This is a genomic window from Pseudoalteromonas sp. MER144-MNA-CIBAN-0113 (assembly GCF_040308965.1).
In the GTDB taxonomy this organism is placed as follows: domain Bacteria; phylum Pseudomonadota; class Gammaproteobacteria; order Enterobacterales; family Alteromonadaceae; genus Pseudoalteromonas; species Pseudoalteromonas tetraodonis.
The window spans coordinates 1-287 of record NZ_JBEOOG010000275.1; the positions used below are offsets into that span (position 1 = coordinate 1).

Genomic DNA, 287 nt, shown 5'->3' on the forward strand with positions numbered 1-287 from the left:
ATCCGCAAATACTTCATCAAGTACTGCACATTTATTAATACTTACAATATTTTTTGAACCACTTGCTCTATAACCCACACGCATTTTTTTAGCTGCTTTATCAAACATAACGGCTATGCGGGCGCTGCGCCTGTAATGCACAGACTTACTTAATAATGGAGCTTGCCAGTTTAAGGTATTTAATTTAGCAAACTTACTAAATAGCTGAGTAACTGCAGTTTGTTTTTCTACAACTTGTTGGCTTACTTCTAAATGCTGTAATTGGCAGCCACCACACTGATTATAGT

Annotated in this window: 1 pseudogene; it reads right to left on the minus strand. The window is 36.6% G+C overall.

The annotated features are described in order from the left end of the window. Positions 1-287: pseudogene (locus AAEY57_RS19690) on the minus strand (23S rRNA (uracil(1939)-C(5))-methyltransferase RlmD); the annotation flags it as partial.